An 18,886-nucleotide genomic window follows, 5' to 3' on the forward strand; every position below is an offset into this window, starting at 1 on the left:
CGCTACTGCCGTCGCGGACATACGCTTGTCCCGTGCCAAAGACGAAAAAGGCGAAGCCGGGCAAAGCCAAGGCTCCCAAGACCCCCAAGCAGCGAGCGGACGAGCAGGGGGTCGACTTCCCGCGCGCGTGGGTCGAGTTCCCGGACCCGGCCGACGACGAGCAGATCTTCCGCTGCGACCTGACCTGGCTGACCTCCCGGTGGACCTGCGTCTTCGGCAGCGGCTGCCAGGGCATCCAGGCGGGCCGCGCCGACGACGGCTGCTGCACGCTCGGCGCGCACTTCTCGGACGAGGACGACGAGAAGCGGGTGGCGAAGAACGTGGCCCGGCTCACCCCCGATCTGTGGCAGTTCCACGACGTGGGCACCGAGAGCGGCTGGACGCAGGTCGACGAGGACGGCGAGCGGCAGACCCGCAGGTGGGAAGGTTCCTGCATCTTCCAGAACCGGCCCGGCTTCGAGGGCGGCGCGGGCTGCTCGCTGCACATCCTGGCGCTGCGCGAGGGCAAGGAGCCGCTGGAGACCAAGCCGGACGTCTGCTGGCAGCTGCCGGTGCGCCGTACGTACGACTGGATCGACCGGCCGGACGACACGCGCGTGCTGCAGATCTCGATCGGCGAGTACGACCGGCGCGGCTGGGGGCCGGGCGGCCACGACCTGCACTGGTGGTGCACCTCGGCGACCTCCGCGCACGGCGCGGGCGAGCCCGTCTACGTCACCTACCGGCCGGAGCTGACCGAGCTGATGGGCAAGAAGGCGTACGCGGTGCTGGTCGGGCTCTGCGAGGCGCGGCTCGCCTCCAGCCTGCCGCTGGTGGCCCCGCACCCGGCGGACCCGGCGCGCTGACGGAGGGCTCCTGAAGGGCCCGTTCACCGGCCCGCTCATGACGACGGCTGCGGCGCCGACGCTGTCAGGCTCGGCGAGGCCGGTGACGAGGGGGCCGACGGGGTCGGGGACGGCGAGCCGGGCGTCGGCGAGGCGGACGTCGGGGTCGGCGCCGGGGACGTGGGCGGCTGCCGGGTCGGCGTCGGGTTCGGCGACGACGGCGTCCCGGGGGCGGACGAGCCGGGCGAGGACGGCGGCGGGGTGGGCCGGGCGCCCGCCCCGGTGATCCGCACGACCGCGCCCGACGGCTCCACGCCCAGCCGGGCCGACCAGAAGCCGCGCGGCTCGCGCGCGTGGTTGACGGCGACGTACACGGATACGTTTCCGCCCGGCGACAGCACCCCGGCCGTACGGCTGAAGGTGAGCCAGGGCGCGTCCGTCCACAGCGACCACTCCACCGGCGAGCCGCCGGTCGCGGTGATCGTCAGCACCGTCGTACCGCCCGCCGAGCGCGCGGAGACCGAGAGCTCGCCCGGGCCCGCCGGGGTGGAGCCGGAACTGATCACCTCGACGGAGACACCGGCGGGCGGACGGCTGCCCGTGCTGACGCGCGGGTCGGCCTCGGCGCGCGCGTTGCCCGCGTTCTGGTAGCGCTCGTACGGGGTCTGCGCGAGGCCGCCGGGGCCGTCCGCCTCGCTCGCGGTGATCTTGGCGCCGTCGCGGGTCTCGCCGGTCGCGGGCGCGCCACGATAGGCCGCCCAGAGCGCGAACGCGGGGGCCGCCACCACCGTCGCCACCACCGTGGTCGTCACGGCACGCGCGCGCAGCCGGTCCCGGCGGGCCGCGCGGTCCTTGGGGTCCATCGGGAACCCGGCCCGGTCGAAGCGGGGCGCGCCGGCCCGGGTCCTGGGCACGTGGAGCATCGCCGTGTACGCGGCCGCGCGCGGCGCCTCGGCGAGCGGCAGCGCGGCCGGGGTCACCGAGGAGCCCGGCCAGGGCCCGGCGGCGCCCGCCCGCTCGGCGGCGCGGCGGCAGCGCGGACAGTCGTCGACGTGCCGTACCAGCTCCTGGCGCAGGGCGGCCGAGAGCAGCACCTGGTGGTCGCCGGTGAGCCGGGCCACCGACGGGCAGCCGCCGGTCTCGACGACGGCGAGCGCGGCCCGGGTCCGCTCGACCTCGCAGGCGCCGGCGGCGAGCAGCTCGCGGGCGGCCGGGTAGTTCATGCCGAGCACCGAGGCGACCTCGCGCGGGCCCAGCTGATGGCGCACGGCGAGCTCCAGGGCCTCGCGCTGCTCGGGCGTGGTGCCGGCGGCTTCGGGCCAGGCGAGCAGGGCCAGTTCGCGCCCGCGCCGCTCGGCCTCCTCTGCGGAGACGGACCCGGCCGTGCTCTGCTCGCACGGCTCGGCGCGGCCGGTGTGGGCGCCTTTACGCGCGCGTTTGCGCTCGGCGAGCTTGCGCAGACAGGCCCAGCGGGCCAGCGCGTACAGCCAGGCCCGGCGCTCGGCCTCCGGTTCGGGGCAGCGCGCGTGCTGCCGCTCGGAGACGGCGAGCACGTCACCGAGGACGTGCACCGCCTCGTCGTGGTCGCAGAGCACGGACAGGCAGTACGTGAACAGGCCGTCGAGATACGCCTCGTAGCGCGCGGGCGGGCGCTGCGCCAACGTCCGGGGCGCACGACGGTGCGCCCGGTGTGCGCCGGTGGTGTGCGTGGGGTGATCCAGACCGCTGCTCTTCACCCGGCGAAGGTAGGCGCAGGATCCAGGGTCCTCCGTGCCGCTTGAGCACATTTACTCCCTACGGGTGAATGTATCCCTCAAAAGGGGACAGGAATCCGCCCTTCCATCGCGGAGGATTGCCTTCCCCGGCGCGGAACATTGCCTTCCTCTCGGGCCGCCGCCCGGCACCCGGCCGCGCTAGGGCCTGTCCGGTGGATCTGGCCGCCTTCGGTGTGGGTCGCTGTTCGGTGCTGGTGAGCGGGGTCGTGGTGCGTGCAGCTGCAAGGCGGAGGAGGGCGGCGACGCGTGGGGGTGCCCCCTGGTCGAGCGGAGCCGAGAGCTTGGGGGAGTCGGCAACCGACGACAACGCCGCAGATGCGCGTGCCACGACCCCGCGGCCCAGGCAAGATCCACCGGACAGGCCCTAGGCCCCGGGGCCCGGCCGCGTTGTCAGTGGGCGCCTATACCGTGACGTCATGGCTACCCGTACGAAATCCGCGAAGGACCGGCCGTCCTACCGCTGCACCGAGTGCGGCTGGACGACCGCCAAGTGGCTCGGCCGCTGCCCCGAATGCCAGGCGTGGGGCACGGTCGAGGAGTACGGCGCGCCCGCGGTGCGCACGACGGCGGCGGGCCGGGTCTCCACGGCCGCCCTGCCCATCGGCCAGGTGGACGCCCGGCAGGCCACCGCGCGCTCGACGGGCGTCGACGAGCTGGACCGGGTGCTCGGCGGCGGGCTCGTGCCGGGCGCGGTGGTGCTGCTGGCGGGCGAGCCCGGGGTGGGCAAGTCGACGCTGCTGCTCGACGTGGCGGCGAAGGCGGCGGGCGACGAGCACCGCACGCTCTATGTGACCGGCGAGGAGTCCGCCAGCCAGGTGCGCCTGCGCGCGGACCGGATCAACGCGCTCAACGACCATCTGTACCTGGCCGCCGAGACCGATCTGTCGGCGGTCCTGGGCCATCTGGACGCGGTGAAGCCGTCCCTGCTCGTCCTGGACTCCGTACAGACGGTGGCCTCGCCGGAGATCGACGGCGCGCCCGGCGGGATGGCGCAGGTGCGCGAGGTGGCGGGCGCGCTGATCCGCGCGTCCAAGGAGCGCGGCATGGCGACCCTGCTGGTCGGCCATGTGACCAAGGACGGCGCGATCGCGGGCCCGCGCCTGCTCGAACACCTCGTGGACGTGGTCCTCTCCTTCGAGGGCGACCGCCACGCGCGCCTGCGCCTGGTGCGGGGCGTGAAGAACCGGTTCGGGGCGACGGACGAGGTGGGCTGCTTCGAGCTGCACGACGAGGGCATCACGGGCCTGGCCGACCCCTCGGGCCTCTTCCTCACCCGCCGCGACGTGGCGGTGCCGGGTACGTGTCTGACGGTGACCCTGGAGGGCCGCAGGCCGCTGGTGGCCGAGGTCCAGGCGCTCACCGTCGACTCCCAGATCCCCTCGCCCCGCCGCACCACCTCCGGCCTGGAGACGTCCCGGGTCTCGATGATGCTGGCGGTCCTGGAGCAGCGCGGGCGGATCACCGCGCTGGGCAAGCGCGACATCTACAGCGCGACCGTCGGCGGTGTGAAGCTCTCCGAGCCCGCCGCCGACCTCGCCATCGCGCTCGCGCTCGCGTCGGCGGCGAGCGACACCCCGCTGCCGAAGAACCTGGTGGCGATCGGCGAGGTGGGGCTCGCGGGCGAGGTCAGGCGGGTGACGGGGGTCCAGCGCCGCCTCGCGGAGGCCCACCGCCTGGGCTTCACGCACGCGCTGGTGCCGTCCGACCCGGGGAAGGTCCCGGCCGGTATGAAGGTCACGGAAGTCGCCGACATGGGGGACGCGCTGCGGGTGCTCCCGCGCGGGCGTCGTGCCGAGGCCCCACGGGGGGAGGAAGAGCGCCGGTAGACTTTGCAGTCGAACGTCTGCGACCGGAGGAGTGCAGTGGCAGCCAACGACCGGGCAGCGGGATCCGGCAAGTCCGGCACAGGCTCCGGCAATGAAGCGCTGATGCGTGCCGCGCTGAGCGCTGTCGCGCCCGGCACCGCACTCCGCGACGGCCTGGAGCGCATCCTCCGGGGCAACACGGGCGGCCTCATCGTCCTCGGCCTCGACAAGACCGTGGACTCGATGTGCACGGGCGGCTTCGTCCTGGACGTCGAGTTCACGGCGACGCGGCTGCGCGAGCTGTGCAAGCTCGACGGCGCGCTGGTCCTGGACAAGGACATCACCAAGATCCACCGGGCCGGGGTGCAGCTGGTCCCGGACGCGGGCATCCCCACCGAGGAGACCGGCACCCGCCACCGCACGGCGGACCGGGTCTCCAAGCAGTGCAACTTCCCGGTCGTCTCGGTCTCCCAGTCCATGCGCCTGATCGCGCTGTACGTGAACGGGGAGCGCCGGGTCCTGGAGGAGTCGGCGGCGATCCTGTCCCGCGCGAACCAGGCGCTGGCGACCCTTGAGCGCTACAAGCTGCGCCTCGACGAGGTGGCGGGCACGCTCTCCGCGCTGGAGATCGAGGACCTGGTGACGGTCCGGGACGTGACGGCGGTCGCCCAGCGCCTGGAGATGGTGCGCCGTATCGCGACGGAAATCGCCGAGTACGTGGTGGAGTTGGGCACGGACGGGCGGCTGCTGTCGCTCCAGCTCGACGAGCTGATCGCGGGCGTCGAGCCCGAGCGGGAGCTGGTGGTCCGGGACTATGTGCCCGAGCCCACCGCGAAGCGGTCGCGCACGGTCGCGGAGGCGTTGACCGAGCTGAACGATCTCACCCATGCGGAGCTGCTCGAACTTCCCATAGTGGCGAGGGCGTTGGGCTACAGCGGGTCGCCCGAGACTCTGGACTCGGCGGTGTCCCCTCGGGGGTACCGGCTCCTGGCGAAGGTTCCCCGGCTGCCGGGGGCGATCATCGAGCGTCTGGTGGAGCACTTCGGTGGGCTGCAGAAGCTGCTCGCCGCGTCCGTGGACGACCTGCAGACCGTCGACGGCGTCGGCGAGGCGCGTGCGCGCAGCGTTCGCGAGGGGCTGTCGCGGCTGGCGGAGTCTTCCATTCTGGAGCGGTACGTGTAGGTCGGCGGGGGGTTCGATTCCCCACCCCGCCCCTTCCCGAAACCCTGCCGGGGGCTTACGTTCGACCGCCCGCCGGTGGGGGGCTGGTCGCGCAGTTCCCCGCGCCCCTACAGGAGGGCCCGAAGGGCCCATCTAAGGGGCGCGGGGAACTGCGCGAGAACCCAGCACGGTCCGCAGACGAAGACCCAGGCCGCCCGCCCAGGGCTTTCGGGAAGGGGCGGGGTGGGGAAAATCTGCGCGGGCAACCCCCGCCGGCGGCCAGGCGAAGGACTAGTCCCGCGACAGCGAGAACGGGGCCCGGGCCACCGGGAGGCCCGGGAGTTTCACCTCTGCGAGGTACGTGCCCGCACCCACCGCCCCCGGCCCCGGCGTCGCGCAGTGGGCCGCGCTGCGCGTCCGGTCCCACTCCACGGTGTGCGTGATCGTCGACGAGCCCGGCACCTGGAACAGCACGCTCCCCGACCCGATCGGGCAGTCGTCCGACGCCCACACCTTCGCGTCGGTGGAGTCCGTCACCACCAGCACCGCGTTCGCCGGGCCGAGATCGGCCTTGCAGGCCGAGGCCACCGTGTTCTGGAGGGCGAGTTCGAGCTTGGGCTTCTCGCCGGGCGCGTACGCGTTCTTCAGGCTGCGCACCGACAGCTTCAGCTGACCCGGCGCACAGGTCGGCAGCGAGGACCCGGCCGGCACCTGGTGTCCCACCGAGCCGCCCGAACCGCCGGACCCCGAACCGCCCCCGTCCGTACCGCCGTTGCCGCTCCCGTCGGAGCCGCCCGTACCGCCTGCGGATGAACCGGAGCCACCGGAGCCCGAACCGCCGCCGCCCGTACCTCCCGCTGCCGACGACTCGTCACGTCCCCCTGGCGCGGTACTGATCGCGGGTCCCGAGCTGCCCGGGCCGGGCGTGATCGAGGGGGCCGGGTGGGCGCCCTTGTCGTTGCTGGTGCCCTTGCTGCCGCCTGAGCCACCGGAACTGACGGCCCACAGGATCAGGATCACCGCCAGCGCGAGCAGGGACAGCGCGACTGCCCTCCGTCGCCAGTAGATGGAGGAGGGAAGCGGCCCGACCGGATTGCGCAGAGATCCCACGAACGAAACTCTACGAGAGTTCCGGCGCAACTCCCGCCCCACCCGCCGCTCGCCCTTCTCAACTTTTCCGGATCATCATTCCGGAGGTGGATGTTCCATACTGTCCGTCACCATGGATAGCGACCTCTACCGCGACGTCACCGACTTCGCCCACGACACCCCCTCGTGGGTGCAGCACCTCTTCGAGCTCTGGACGGAGGTGGGCCTCGTCCTGTTCGGCGTGCTGTTCGTCGTCGGCTGGTGGCGAGCCCGCCGGGCCGGTTCATCGGCGATGGCGCTGGCCCTGCTCGCCCCGCTGGCGACGGCCGCCGCGTACATCTGCAGCGAGGTGATCAAGGCGTTGATCGACGAGGAGCGGCCGTGCCGGGCCGTCAAGGGCGCCGCCGCGTCCCTGATCACGTGCCCGGCCAACGGCGACTGGTCGTTCCCGTCCAACCACGCCACCATCGCGGGCGCCGCCGCCGTCGCGCTGGCGCTGGCCTGGCCGCGCATCTGGCTGCTGACCGTGCCGATGGCGCTGCTCATGGCCTTCTCGCGGGTGTACGTCGGGGTGCACTACCCGCACGACGTCGCGGTGGGCCTGATCCTCGGCACCGCCGTCGCGTTCCTGGTGGCCAAGGCCGGTGCGCGCCCGGTGACCTCGCTGGTCGAGTCGATGCGTACGAGCCGCATCGGCGCGGCCGCCTGGTTCGCCGGTCCGGGCGCCCCCCTGCACGCCCGGCGCTAGCGCCGCCCACCCGCGCCCGCCGCACCCCCGTTCCGTGCCAGGATCGGGGGTGCCATGACGACGATGCCGACGACCGACCCCTTCGCGGTCTCCCCCGACGCCCTCCACACGCCCGTCCTCGGGTGGTTCGACCAGCACGCGCGCGACCTGCCCTGGCGCCGCCCCGAGGCCGGTGCCTGGGGGGTGATGGTCAGCGAGTTCATGCTCCAGCAGACGCCGGTGAGCCGGGTGCTCCCGGTGTACGAGCAGTGGCTGGCCCGCTGGCCGCGCCCCGCCGACCTGGCCGCCGACGCCCCGGGCGAGGCCGTGCGCGCCTGGGGGCGGCTCGGCTACCCGCGCCGCGCGCTGCGGCTGCACGGGGCCGCGGTGGCGATCACGGAACGGCACGGCGGCGAGGTGCCGCCCGACCACGCCCGGCTGCTCGCGCTGCCCGGCGTCGGCGAGTACACGGCGGCGGCCGTCGCCTCCTTCGCGTTCGGGCAGCGCCACGCGGTGCTCGACACCAATGTCCGCCGGGTCTTCGCCCGGGCGGTCACCGGCGTCCAGTACCCGCCGAACGCCACCACCGCCGCCGAGCGGCGCCTGGCCCGCGCCCTGCTGCCCGACGACGAGGCCCGGGCAGCGCGCTGGGCGGCCGCCTCGATGGAGCTGGGCGCCCTGGTGTGCACGGCGCGCAACGAGGACTGCGGACGGTGCCCGATCGCCGCGCGCTGCGCATGGCAGCTGGCGGGCAAGCCCGCCCACGACGGCCCGCCGCGCCGCGGCCAGACGTACGCCGGTACGGACCGCCAGGTGCGGGGCAAGCTGCTGGCCGTGCTGCGGGAGGCCGTGGAGCCGGTGCCGCAGACGGTGCTGGACGCGGTGTGGCACGAACCGGTGCAGCGGGCGCGCGCCCTTGACGGGCTGGTCTCCGACGGCCTGGTGGAACCGCTCGCGGGCGGCGTCTACCGGCTGCCGCTCACGTAACCGCGGCGCCGCTCACGTAACGCCGCGGCACCCGCTACTCACGTAACGCCACGGCCCCTGTGTCACAGCCCTCGTCACGGCCGGAACACCCCCATACCCCTTGAAAACACGGGCCAAACCTGCGCTGTTACACAACCGATGGCTCTCCGTGCGCCGCCCGACGGCTCTCCCGCACAGGGCCGTGACAGACCGTCCGTAGGTTCAGTCAGGTAAGCGACCAGCAGGACGAGCGGGACAGTCACGGGGACGGAGGCGGTTGGGTATGGCGCAGGGTGAGGTGCTTGAGTTCGAGGAGTACGTGCGCACCCGGCAGGAGGCCCTGCTGCGCAGCGCCCGGCGACTCGTTCCGGACCCGGTCGACGCGCAGGACCTGCTCCAGACCGCTCTGGCCCGTACGTACGGCCGCTGGGACGGCATCGCCGACAAGGCGCTCGCCGACGCCTATCTGCGCCGCGTGATGATCAACACCCGCACCGAGTGGTGGCGCGCCCGCAAGCTCGAAGAGGTGCCCACCGAGACGATGCCCGACGCGCGCATCGAGGACGGCTCCGAGCAGCGCGCCGACCGCGCCCTGCTGATGGACGTCCTCAAGGTGCTCGCTCCCAAGCAGCGCAGCGTCGTGGTGCTGCGACACTGGGAGCAGATGAGCACGGAGGAGACCGCCGCCGCCCTCGGAATGTCCGCGGGTACCGTCAAGAGCACGCTGCACCGGGCCCTGGCCCGTCTCCGCCAGGAGCTGGAGAGCCGCGAGGTGGAGTTCCACGCTGTCGGCGGCGCGGCGGGACAGGGCGGCCTGGTCGGCCGCCAGGCGGACCGGCGGGCCGGCCGTGACGAGCGCGACGAAAAGGGGCGGGAGCGGTGCGCGGCCTAGGCAGGGGCAGAGGGGGCGTGCTGGCGGCGGGTACCACGGCGATGGCCGGGCTCGCCGCCTTCGGGCTGCTCGCGGCCGGGTGCTCGACGGGCGGTACGGGGACGCGCGACGAGGGCGAGGCGCACACCGACAAGGTGAGCCACGCCACGCCGTCGCCCAGCGCGAGCAGCGAGGCACCGTTCAAGAAGGTCAACGCGGTCCAGCTGCTCAAGGCCGACCCCAAGGTCAGCGAGCGCGTCAAGGCCGATCTGAAGCCCTGCGTGAAGAGCGAGTACCCGATCGACGTCAGCTACGGCCATCTGACCGGCGCCACCGGCCAGGATGTCGTGGTCAACGTGATGACCTGCGGCGACGCGGTGGGACTCGGCTCATATGTGTACCGCGCGGACGGCTCCTCGTACGACAATGTCTTCACCTCCGAGGAAGCGCCGGTCTACGCGGAGATCGACCGGGGCGACCTGGTGGTGACCAGGCAGATGTACGCCAAGGGCGACAAGCCGGCGTTCGCCTCCAGTGAGATCGTGACCACGTACCGCTGGTCGGGAACGAAGTTCTCGGCACACGATCAGGTGGAGAACGACTTCAGCAAGGCGGTCGGCAACGACGAGGGCACCGAACCGCCCGTGCCCCCCTCGCCCTGACCGCATCCGCACGCACGCACGGACCAGGCAAGCGCACGCCGAGGAACTGAGAGCAGCACGATGGCCGAGACCCATGTCCTGTTCGTCGAGGACGACGACGTCATCCGTGAAGCCACCCAGCTCGCGCTGGAGCGCGACGGCTTCACCGTGACCGCGATGCCCGACGGTCTTTCCGGCCTGGAGGCGTTCCGCGCCGACCAGCCGGACATCGCGCTGCTGGACGTGATGCTGCCGGGCCTGGACGGCGTGAGCCTGTGCCGCCGCATCCGCGACGAGTCCACCGTTCCGGTGATCATGCTCTCCGCGCGCGCCGACTCCATCGACGTGGTCCTGGGCCTGGAGGCGGGCGCGGACGACTACGTCACCAAGCCGTTCGACGGGGCCGTGCTCGTCGCCCGGATCCGCGCGGTGCTGCGCCGCTTCGGGCACGCGGGCGGGCCCGGCGCGGGCGCCGCCGAGGCCGACGACGACACCGAGCGGGGCCTGCTCGCCTTCGGCGACCTGGAGGTCGACACCGAGGGCATGGAGGTCCGCAAGGGCGGCGAGACGGTCGCGCTGACCCCGACCGAGATGCGGCTGCTCCTGGAGTTCTCCTCGGCGCCCGGTACCGTGCTCTCCCGCGACAAGCTCCTGGAGCGGGTCTGGGACTACGGGTGGGGCGGCGACACCCGGGTGGTGGACGTGCATGTACAGCGGCTGCGCACGAAGATCGGCCAGGACCGGATCGAGACCGTGCGTGGCTTCGGCTACAAACTGAAGGCGTGAGGCGGATGGTGTGCCCCGAGGGCGGGAGTCGCGCGTGAGGCGCCCCGCCTTGCGGACCGGTGTCCGCTGGAAGATCAGCATCGCCATCACCGCGGTCGGCGCGCTGACCGTGATGGCACTGAGCCTGGTCGTGCACAACGCGGCGCGGGTCTCGATGCTCGACAACGCGCGCGACCTCCAGCTCGACCGGGTCCTGTTCGCGCAGCGGATCTACGAGACGAGCAAGCAGACCCGGTTCGGCGCCAAGCTCAACGACCCCAAGCTGCCGCCCGACCTGAAGGCGAAGGCGGAAGCGGGCCGGCGGGCCACGTCCGTGCACGAGCCGAAGAACGGCGTGCCGGACATCTGGGCGGCCGTGCCGGTCGGCAACGGCGACATCCTGTCGCTGCACAGCACGTTCACCGACCGCAGCTCCAACGTCATAGCGGACCTCGACCGCGCCCTGGTCATCGGCTCGGTCGCGGTCGTGTTCGGCGGCTGCGCGCTCGGCATCCTGATCGGCGGCCAGATCTCGCGCCGCCTGCGCAAGGCCGCCGCGGCCGCGACGAAGGTGGCCGAAGGCCATACGGACGTACGCGTACGGGACGCGATCGGCGGCGTCGTACGCGACGAGACCGACGAACTGGCGCGCGCCGTCGACGCGTTGACGGACGCGCTCCAGGAGCGCCTGGAGGCCGAGCGCCGCGTCACCGCCGACATCGCGCACGAGCTGCGCACCCCGGTGACGGGCCTGCTCACGGCCGCCGAACTGCTGCCCCCCGGCCGCCCCACCGAGCTGGTACGCAACCGGGCACAGGCGATGCGGACGCTGGTGGAGGACGTGCTGGAGGTGGCGCGCCTGGACAGCGCGTCGGAGCGGGCGGAGCTCCAGGAGATCGCGCTGGGCGAGTTCGTCAGCCGCCGCGTGGCGCTCCTGGACCCCGACGTGACGGTCCGGGTGGTCCACGAATCCTGGGTGAACACGGACCCGCGCCGGCTGGAGCGGATCCTGGGCAACCTGCTCGGCAACGCGGCGAAGCATGGGAAGGGGCCGGTGGAGGTCACGGTGGAGGGCCGGGTGGTCCGCGTCCGCGACCACGGTCCCGGCTTCCCGGAGGCCCTGCTGCGCGAGGGGCCGAGCCGGTTCCGCACCGGCAGCAGCGATCGGGCGGGGCATGGGCACGGGCTGGGTCTGACGATCGCGGCGGGCCAGGCGCGGGTGTTGGGCGCGCGGCTGACCTTCCGTAACGCCGCTCCCGAAGGGAGCACGGCCGGCACGACCGCGAGCGGCGCGATCGCGGTCCTGTGGCTGCCGGAGCACGCTCCGACGGCCACGGGGAGCTTTCCGGTGCTGCCGGGGCAGTAGCGCGAAAGCGTCCGGCGGTTGTCGTTCGTCTGCGGGCCGGTGGGGGCTGGTCGCGCAGTTCCCCGCGCCCCTTGATGGGCCCTTCGGGCCCTCCTAGGGGCGCGGGGAACTGCGCGAGCAACCCAGCACGGTCCGCAGACGAACAACGGGGTCCGGGGCGCGGCCCCGGTGGGTCAGACCTTCTCGTGGACGTCGGCGTCGGAACGGTCCACGGACCCAGCCGCGTCGGCCGGAGCCGAACCAGGAGTCGACGCCGAGGCCGCAGCCTCATCCGGCGTCGTGGCCGCAGCCGGACCGGCCGCAGCCCCCCGCAGCGGAACTTCCTTCACGAACAGCGCCGCCCCCAGCGCGCCGAGCGCGACCACCGCACCCAGCAGGAACGCCCCGTGCGTACCGGACGACACCGCGTGCTGGTACGCCTCCCGCAGCTGCGGCGGCAGCTTCGCCAGGCTCGCCGCGTTGAGCTGGGCGGACCGCTCGGTCACCCCGGCCCCGCCGCGCGCGGTCATCTCGTCCTGCACCCGGCTGTTGAACAGCGCGCCCATGATGGCGACACCGAACGACGAGCCGAGCGTACGGGCGAGCGTGCTGGTCGAGGAGCCGACGCCGATGTCCCGCAGCTCCACGCTGTTCTGCGCGACCAGCATGGTGATCTGGAGCAGGCAGCCCATGCCCGCACCCAGCACCGCCATGTACAGGCCGGAGGTGAGCCGCGTGGTGCCGGTGCCCATCGTCGACAGCAGGTACATGCCGACCGCCACCAGGACGCTGCCCACGATCGGGAACGCCTTGTAGCGGCCCGTCGAGGTGGTGACGCGGCCCGCGAAGAGCGAGACGACCGTCATCGACAGCAGCATCGGAAGCAGCAGCAGGCCCGAGTTGGTCGCCGAGGCGCCCTGCACGGACTGCTGGTACAGCGGCAGGAACAGCACCGCGCCGAACATCACGAACCCGGTGATGAAGGCGGTCCCCGCCATCAGCGAGAAGTTGCGGCTGCGGAAGATGTGCAGCGGCACGATCGGCTCGGCGGCCTTCGTCTCGACGAAGAAGAACCCGACCAGGGACGCGACGCCGAGCGCGATCAGCTCCATGATCCGGGCCGAGCCCCAGGCGTACTCCGTCCCGCCCCACGTCGTGACCAGCACGATCGCGGTGATCCCGACGGTCAGCAGCACCGTACCGAGGTAGTCGATCTTCGGCTTGGACTTCTTCTTCGGCAGATGCAGTACGGCCGTCACCATCGCGAGCGCGACCACGCCGAGCGGCAGGTTGATGTAGAACGACCAGCGCCAGCCGAGGTGGTCGGTGATGGAGCCGCCGACCAGCGGACCGCCGATCATGGCGATGCCCATGACACCGGCCATCATGCCCTGGTACTTGCCCCGTTCCCGGGGCGGAATGAGCTCGCCGATGATCGCCATGACACCGACGATCAGACCGCCGGCGCCGAGGCCCTGGATCGCCCGGAAGCCGATCAACTGCCCCATGTCCTGGGCCATACCGCTGAGCGCGGAGCCGATCAGGAAGACCACGATGGAGCTGAGGAACGCGCCCTTGCGGCCGTACATGTCGCCGAGCTTGCCCCAGATGGGCGTGGAGGCGGCGGTGGCCAGGGTGTACGCGGTGACCACCCACGACAGGTGGGCCATGCCGCCGAGGTCACCGACGATGGTGGGCATCGCGGTGCCCACGATCATGTTGTCGAGCATCGCGAGGAGCATCGCGATCATCAGGGCCAGCAGGACCACCCGCACACTGCGCTGCTTGGGTCCCGCCGGTGGAGCCACCGGCCCGGCGCCGGCCTCCGTCTGTATCTGTTCGGCCATCTTTCCCACTCCCCTGCCCGACACTTACTTGCCGCCCGGCTAGTTACTACTACACTGGGGAAAGTAGACCCCTCACTAGCCGGGCGTCAAGTAAGTTTTCGGGAGAGCTCGATGACCAGTGAAAACCCCCGTCGACGGGTCAACACCCGCCAGCGGATCCAGGACGTGGCCCTGGAGCTCTTCGGCGAGCAGGGGTACGAGAAGACGTCACTGCGGGAGATCGCCGAGCGCCTCGACGTCACCAAGGCGGCGCTCTACTACCACTTCAAAACCAAGGAAGACATCCTGGTCAGCGTCTTTCGGGATCTCACCACACCGATGGACGAACTCCTGGAATGGGGCCGGACGCAGCCCCAGACCTTGGATTCCAAGATCGAGCTCCTGCGACGTTACAGCGACGCCCTCATCGACGCGGCCCCCCTCTTCCGCTTCATGCAGGAGAACCAGGCGACCGTCCGCGAACTCTCGATCGGCGAGAACTTCAAGGACCGCGTCCTGGCGATGGTCGAACTCCTGAAGGACCCCGGCGCCCCCCTGACCGACCAGATCCGCTGCTTCACGGCCCTGTTCTCCATGCACGTGGGCATGCACGCCCTACGAGACCTGGAGGGCGACCCGGAAGAAAAGCGCAAGGCGATCCTGGAGGTAGCGATCGACCTGGTGACGCAGGCGCACAGCGGAACGCCCCCTACCCCCTAGGAGGACGGGGCTTTAGGGGCGCGGGGCTGTGACATGTGCGGCTCCGCCGCGCGGGCGCGACCGGCAACCCCCTAGGGGCGCGGGGAACTGCGCGACCAGCCACACTCAACCCGCACCCAACACCCGACCGACCGCACGGGTCAGACAGTGACACCCTCGGCCCGCAGAAAGGCAACCGGATCAACGGCGGAGCCGTAATCCGCCGTGGTCCGCACCTCGAAGTGCAGATGCGGCCCGCTGGAGTTCCCGGTGTTACCGGACAGCGCGATCACCTGATCCGTGCCCACCGCCTCCCCCACCCGCACATCGACCCGCGACAGATGCGCGTACTGCGAATACGTGGCATCGGCATGCCGAATCACCACGGCGTTCCCGTACGCGGGACCGTCACCCCCGCCACCGGGCCCGGCCTTGACGACGACACCCGCGTGCACGGCCTTGACCGGCGTACCGACAGGCACCGCGAAGTCCTGCCCCGAGTGCCGATGCGCCCACATGGACCCACCGCTGCCGAACGTCGCGCTGAGCGTGTACGAGTCCACCGGGTCCACCCACGACGCGGCCTTCTTCGCCGCCGCCTCCTTGGCCTGCGCAGCCGCCTTGGCCTGCGCGGCAGCCTGCGCGGCCACGCCGGCGGCCGGACCGGTCAGGCCAGGAGCGTCCGCACCGGCCGCCACGGCCGCCCCCGTACCCAGCAGGGCCGCGACTCCCACACCCGCCCCCACGACGGCGGCGGACAGACGGAAAGCGGTGCGCTGAGACATACGGGGACGAACCTCCGGGCAGGAACGGACGCAGAAGCGGGTGCGGAAACGGATATACGGGCAGGCGCAAAACGAGCCAGAACTTGGTAACCCGAACCCCCACCCCGCCCCAAAACGCCCATCTACTACCCAAAGCCGTATCGATCACCGACGGAATCCGGCCCAGCCACGCACCACCCCGCACCCGCGACCTGCTATCGGGCGTAGTAGGGCCCGAACCCCCTGTGCGACTTGTCACCGCCCCGGCCCCCACCAGGGACGTAAGTCCGTCCGTTTCGGGACCAAGGTCCCGCACCCCCCGCTACGCTGACGCGTCGTGGAACCCGGACTGATAGGCACGAAGTCCCAACTGCCGGAGGATGCGGAAGTGTTCGGCATCTCGATCCCGTCGAGCGGGGCCGGGGCGTCATGAACACGTTCCGGGGCGCGGAGCACACGGTCGCCGTGCTGGGGGCGCAGCAGGGCACCGGCGTCCTGATCAAGCCCGGGCTCGTACTGACCTGTGCGCACATCCTCGGCCGGGGCGACGGGCCGTATGTCGCCTTCCCCGGTCTCGACGGTCAGGTCCGGTTCGTGCCGCTGTGGGTGGACCCCGACCTCGACGCCGCTCTTCTCCTGCACCAGGACGAGAAGCCCCTTCCCCCGTCCGTCGGCCTCGCCATGGGCGTGATCGCCACCGACCGGCCGATCGCCGACTGCGAGATCATCGGCCTGCCGGACATCCAGCGGTACGACGGCAACCGGCTGGACCTCGACCAGTTCACGGGAACGGTCCTGCCCGTCGCGGGCCGTATGCGCAACTCGCTGACCTTCGAGTTCGACCGCCCTCCGGCGACCGAGCGGGCCGACGGCACCTCACCGCTCGCCGGGCTCTCCGGCGCCCCGGTCTTCGCCGCGGACAAGCTGATCGGCATCGTCCAGCAGGTACCCCGGGGGCGTGGCCACCGCCGCGTTGAGTGCCTCGCCCTTTCGACGATCACCAAGAACACCGAGTTCGCCATCGCGTACAGCCCCTTCGACAGCGTCTCGCCGAGAGCGCGCCTCCAGGAGGTGACCAGCAGCCACCCCGAGGACACCCAATACGAGTGGGAGTACGCCCGCGCCCTGCGCGCCCAGTACCGCCGTACCAAGATCTTCGGCCTGGACGAGCTCAACAAGCGCGACTCCGAGTGGGACCTGGACACCGCGTATCTGAGCCTGGAGGCCCAGTCGAAGGAGCCGGGCGCGTCCGGGGTCCCGGAGAGCGGTGCTCCGCAGCGCGTCGACGCCCTGCTGGCATCCCGGCCGCGCGTCCTGCTGCGGGGCGACGCGGGCGCGGGCAAGACGACCCTGGTGTGGTGGCTGGCCGCGCACGCGGCGGCGGGCACGCTCGGCCCCCAGCTGGCGGACCTCAACGGCCTGGTCCCGTTCGTGGTCCCCCTGCGCTCACTGCGCGCGGCCAGCGGCACGTATCCACTGCCCGGCCAACTCCCCTACGCCGCACGCCTGATGATCGACAGGGCCCCGGAGGGCTGGGCCACCCGGGTCCTGCACGCGGGACGGGCACTGCTGCTCGTGGACGGGCTCGACGAGGTCCCGCCGGACGCCCGCGAGGAGGCCTATTGGTGGCTCTCCCACCTCCTCGACCTCTACCCGGCGAACCGATGCGTCGCGACCGTACGCCCGCTCGCGGTCGAGCCGGGCTGGCTGCGGCGCGAGGGGTTCGAGGAGCTGCGGCTGCTTCCGATGCGGGACGACGACATCCAGGCGTTCGTGGCCGCCTGGCACAACGCGGCCCGCCTGGACGGCGACGCGCACGAGCCACTGGACGAACTGGAACGCGACCTGGCCCACCAGTTCCGCACCAACCCCACCCTGACCGGCCTCGCCCGTACGCCCCTGCTCTGCGCGGTCATCTGCGCCCTGCACCGGTTACGTCAGGGCTTCCTGCCGAAGACGCGCTGGGAGCTCTACCAGTCGGCCCTGCGGATGCTCCTCGGCGAACGGGACGAGCGCCGCAAGGTGGGTGCGCCGGAACGGATCACCCTCACGGTCGAGGAGTCCACGCAACTGCTCCAGCGGATCGCGGTGTGGCTGGTGCGGGAGGGGCAGGCGGAGTTCACGGCCGAGCAGGCCGTGCTCCAGATCGAGCGGGCGCTGAGGGGGATGGACCGCGTACGGGCGCAGGGCGGTGCGGCAGACGTGCTGCGGTATCTGCTGAACCGCACAGGCCTGCTCCAGGAACGGACGGATGACGTCTACCAGTTCGCCCACCGCACCTTCCAGGACTTCCTCGCGGCGAAGGAACTGGTCGAGGACGACCACATCAAGGAACTGCTGCGGCACGCCACGGAGGAGCCGTGGCAGGACGTCATTTTGCTGGCAGCGGGGCATTGCGGGCGGCATCAACTGGCAGGTTTGGTCAATGGGTTGCTGAAAGTGCGGGTCCGGTCGGACTTCTTGGGTCAGGCAGCGGAGGTCCGCGTTCTGGGGGCGCTGTGTGCCCAGCACGCCGCGTGGCTCGACGAGGAGACCCGTACCCGGGTCAGGCGTTGCGTCGATGCGCTCCTGCCACCCACCGGATCGCGGGAGATCCGCTTGCTCGCCCGCCTCGGCCCCGCTCTGCTCGATCAGCTGCCCGGGCCGCGGGATGTCGGCGAGCACGGCTCAGCCGCGTACTACACGCCCCTTCTGATCAGCATGATCGGAGGGCCCGAAGCCATCCCGTACGCACGTGCATGGGTCGATGTTCCTGTGGCGGCCCAGAACCTCGCCGGTACCTGGGCCAGCTTTCCCACCGGGGACTACGCGCGCGAAGTGCTGGCGCGGATCGACTTGGCCGCATGCACATTGTGCGTGACCTCACGGGAGCAATTCCGAGAGCTTCACACACTCGCCGACGTCCAAGGGCTTGAGCTCATGGGGTCCTTCACCACCGAGGAACTGGCCGGTCCCCTGCGCGACTTGCGACTGCGCACGCTCGCCGTGGTGGACAACAGAGCCGTTCGTGACCTGTCGTTCCTGGGCGACGGCAGCGAGGAACTTCGGGAACTCCGGGTGGCCGGCTGTCCCGTACTCGACGACTTCTCCGCGCTTCCCGACCTCCCGGCGCTCACCACCCTGCGCCTCCACGAAGCAGCGGTCGACCGGCTGGCCGCGATACCGGCGCTTCCCGGCGTGTCCTCGCTGACTTTCGTGGCGGGGAGCGCGGTGGACATGGCGGGGATCGAAGCCTGGCGGGGCCTGTCCTCGCTACAGGTGGATCGCCCTGCCGACCCGTCCGATCTACTCAATCGGATCGCGGGAATGCCCAAGATCACCGATCTGGATCTGTCCGTCATCTCGGCCGAGCAGTTCCTCGCGGCGGAGCCCTGCCCCGCGGTGCGCAGCCTCGTCCTGCGCCTGTCCCTCATTCGCTCGGACTTCGAGGTCTACGGTCTTGAGCTCCTGCCCCAGCGGTTCCCCTCACTGACCCGGCTGACGCTCCATGGGCTGGGCCACCAGCGGCGTCACGCCGTCAAGGCACTCCGTCGTCCCCTGCTCGGGGTGGAGCTTGTCATCGACGGCGGGAAGGTGTCCTGACCGACCCCGGCCGCACCCACGAAAGCCGTACCCACGAAAAGGGGCT

At 71.8% G+C, this 18,886-nt stretch carries 15 protein-coding genes; 11 read left to right on the top strand and 4 right to left on the bottom strand.

Features of this window, described 5'->3' with window-relative positions; all coding sequences use genetic code 11:
- Nucleotides 1-32 precede the first annotated feature (32 nt).
- A complete protein-coding gene (locus ACGFRG_RS28815) occupies nucleotides 33-845 on the top strand; it encodes a hypothetical protein (protein ID WP_361433814.1) in 813 nt (270 codons plus the stop codon).
- Nucleotides 846-880: 35 nt separating this feature from the next.
- On the opposite strand, the gene ACGFRG_RS28820 is transcribed toward ACGFRG_RS28815, so the two are convergent.
- On the bottom strand, nucleotides 881-2,560 hold the full coding sequence (locus ACGFRG_RS28820; RefSeq protein WP_393268573.1) for a hypothetical protein: 1,680 nt from the start codon (nucleotides 2,558-2,560) through the stop codon (nucleotides 881-883).
- Between the two features lie 455 nt (nucleotides 2,561-3,015).
- Between ACGFRG_RS28820 and radA the strand changes: the two genes are divergently transcribed.
- Complete coding sequence (radA, locus tag ACGFRG_RS28825; RefSeq protein ID WP_361433818.1) at nucleotides 3,016-4,425, top strand: DNA repair protein RadA; 1,410 nt, start codon at nucleotides 3,016-3,018, stop codon at nucleotides 4,423-4,425.
- Between the two features lie 36 nt (nucleotides 4,426-4,461).
- A complete protein-coding gene (gene disA / locus ACGFRG_RS28830; RefSeq protein WP_361433821.1) occupies nucleotides 4,462-5,586 on the top strand; it encodes a DNA integrity scanning diadenylate cyclase DisA in 1,125 nt (374 codons plus the stop codon).
- A gap of 270 nt (nucleotides 5,587-5,856) precedes the next feature.
- Here the strand turns inward: disA and ACGFRG_RS28835 are convergent, their stop codons facing one another.
- The gene (locus ACGFRG_RS28835; RefSeq protein WP_393268577.1) at nucleotides 5,857-6,675 is read right to left on the bottom strand and encodes a hypothetical protein; all 819 of its coding nucleotides are present in this window, start codon (nucleotides 6,673-6,675) and stop codon (nucleotides 5,857-5,859) included.
- A gap of 112 nt (nucleotides 6,676-6,787) precedes the next feature.
- Here ACGFRG_RS28835 and ACGFRG_RS28840 point away from each other — a divergent pair, with 112 nt between their 5' ends.
- The 6 genes from ACGFRG_RS28840 (at nucleotide 6,788) to cseC (ending at nucleotide 11,990) form a co-directional block, all read left to right on the top strand.
- Entirely contained in the window at nucleotides 6,788-7,402 is a 615-nt protein-coding gene (locus tag ACGFRG_RS28840; RefSeq protein ID WP_393268580.1) for a phosphatase PAP2 family protein, read from the top strand.
- Nucleotides 7,403-7,465: 63 nt separating this feature from the next.
- The gene (locus tag ACGFRG_RS28845; RefSeq protein WP_361434137.1) at nucleotides 7,466-8,368 is read left to right on the top strand and encodes an A/G-specific adenine glycosylase; all 903 of its coding nucleotides are present in this window, start codon (nucleotides 7,466-7,468) and stop codon (nucleotides 8,366-8,368) included.
- A 262-nt stretch (nucleotides 8,369-8,630) separates the two neighbouring features.
- Nucleotides 8,631-9,239 (top strand): SigE family RNA polymerase sigma factor, encoded by a 609-nt coding sequence (locus ACGFRG_RS28850; RefSeq protein ID WP_361434129.1) that lies wholly within the window; start codon nucleotides 8,631-8,633, stop codon nucleotides 9,237-9,239.
- Nucleotides 9,240-9,256: 17 nt separating this feature from the next.
- Complete coding sequence (locus ACGFRG_RS28855) at nucleotides 9,257-9,880, top strand: hypothetical protein (protein WP_361434131.1); 624 nt, start codon at nucleotides 9,257-9,259, stop codon at nucleotides 9,878-9,880.
- 60 nt (nucleotides 9,881-9,940) lie between these two features.
- Nucleotides 9,941-10,645 (top strand): two-component system response regulator CseB, encoded by a 705-nt coding sequence (cseB, locus tag ACGFRG_RS28860; RefSeq protein ID WP_361434133.1) that lies wholly within the window; start codon nucleotides 9,941-9,943, stop codon nucleotides 10,643-10,645.
- Between the two features lie 34 nt (nucleotides 10,646-10,679).
- Complete coding sequence (cseC, locus tag ACGFRG_RS28865; RefSeq protein WP_361434135.1) at nucleotides 10,680-11,990, top strand: two-component system sensor histidine kinase CseC; 1,311 nt, start codon at nucleotides 10,680-10,682, stop codon at nucleotides 11,988-11,990.
- Nucleotides 11,991-12,163: 173 nt separating this feature from the next.
- On the opposite strand, the gene ACGFRG_RS28870 is transcribed toward cseC, so the two are convergent.
- Nucleotides 12,164-13,816, bottom strand: coding sequence for an MDR family MFS transporter (locus ACGFRG_RS28870; protein ID WP_393268585.1), 1,653 nt, complete (start codon nucleotides 13,814-13,816; stop codon nucleotides 12,164-12,166).
- Nucleotides 13,817-13,927: 111 nt separating this feature from the next.
- Here ACGFRG_RS28870 and ACGFRG_RS28875 point away from each other — a divergent pair, with 111 nt between their 5' ends.
- Nucleotides 13,928-14,515 (top strand): TetR/AcrR family transcriptional regulator, encoded by a 588-nt coding sequence (locus ACGFRG_RS28875; protein ID WP_393268587.1) that lies wholly within the window; start codon nucleotides 13,928-13,930, stop codon nucleotides 14,513-14,515.
- 140 nt (nucleotides 14,516-14,655) lie between these two features.
- On the opposite strand, the gene ACGFRG_RS28880 is transcribed toward ACGFRG_RS28875, so the two are convergent.
- On the bottom strand, nucleotides 14,656-15,279 hold the full coding sequence (locus ACGFRG_RS28880; RefSeq protein WP_393268590.1) for a M23 family metallopeptidase: 624 nt from the start codon (nucleotides 15,277-15,279) through the stop codon (nucleotides 14,656-14,658).
- A 408-nt stretch (nucleotides 15,280-15,687) separates the two neighbouring features.
- Here ACGFRG_RS28880 and ACGFRG_RS28885 point away from each other — a divergent pair, with 408 nt between their 5' ends.
- A complete protein-coding gene (locus tag ACGFRG_RS28885) occupies nucleotides 15,688-18,840 on the top strand; it encodes an NACHT domain-containing protein (protein WP_393268593.1) in 3,153 nt (1,050 codons plus the stop codon).
- Nucleotides 18,841-18,886: the final 46 nt, after the last annotated feature.

Source organism: Streptomyces sp. NPDC048696 (genome assembly GCF_043198895.1).
Classification (GTDB): Bacteria; Actinomycetota; Actinomycetes; order Streptomycetales; family Streptomycetaceae; genus Streptomyces.